This is a genomic window from Faecousia intestinalis, assembly GCF_040096185.1.
In the GTDB taxonomy this organism is placed as follows: domain Bacteria; phylum Bacillota; class Clostridia; order Oscillospirales; family Oscillospiraceae; genus JAZOXB01.
On the sequence record NZ_JBBMFF010000013.1, the window covers coordinates 1 to 822 of the forward strand.

The 822-nt window shown below is 49.6% G+C and carries 1 protein-coding gene; it reads left to right on the forward strand.

Annotation, left to right across the window (positions count from 1 at the left end; translation table 11 throughout):
- Window positions 1–357 precede the first annotated feature (357 nt).
- Window positions 358–639, forward strand: coding sequence for a hypothetical protein (locus WMO66_RS00090; RefSeq protein WP_349134370.1), 282 nt, complete (start codon window positions 358–360; stop codon window positions 637–639).
- Window positions 640–822 lie beyond the last annotated feature (183 nt).

Sequence of the window (822 nt, forward strand, 5' to 3'; positions counted from 1 at the left end):
ATACCCCTTTTGAACCGTCTAAATTTTTGCCGCTCCTCCGCATTTCGGGCTTGACTTTTAATAGTTAGTCTTTCACATTTTTCTTCCCTCCGAAACTTTCGGTTGAGTATGTTCTTGACAGCCTGTTCGGCGGCGCGCAGCTCTGCACGCCGCCGTTTTCCTGCCTAAACGGCCTTGTTAAAATCGTGCAGGATGCCATATGAAAGTCACTTAACGACTTCGTCAATTTGACGAGCGCGAAAATGAAAACTACAGAATCAAAACTTTTTCAAAAAATTATCAAGAAGTTATTGACAAAATCAGGAAGGAGTGGTACTATTACGCCGACCAAAAAATTAGAAAGCTGGGAAATGAAAAATGGAATTCGTAGGAAAGATCCTTGTGCTGCTTGCACTGGCAGGCATTGCTGCCATTGAGGTTTATCATAAAGAGGAGAACACGGGTCTCATGAACCTGATCCTCGTGCTCATCGCCGCCGTCGTCGGCTGGCTGCTGCCGAAGAACGACCACGTTCTGTCCATGATCGCCGCTGTCGCTTCCTTCGCTGCTCTGTATCTCTCCGCTCATGCCGCCGGCCGTGCCGTGCGCCGTCATGACGAAGAGGAGGAGCGCCTCGCTCTTGTCCGCGCCCGCGCCTGAGCAGAAGTACCCCCCTGAAAAACCGAAAATCCTGCAGAGCCGATTTGGCTCTGCAGGATTTTTTTTGCGTGTGCACCGAAAGCCGAGGAGACTTTCCCGCCAGACTGCTTATACTAGAATCTGATAAAAAGCTTTAAAAGCTTTTTATAGCGCCGAGGGCGCGTCAGATTCTGCATGAGACGG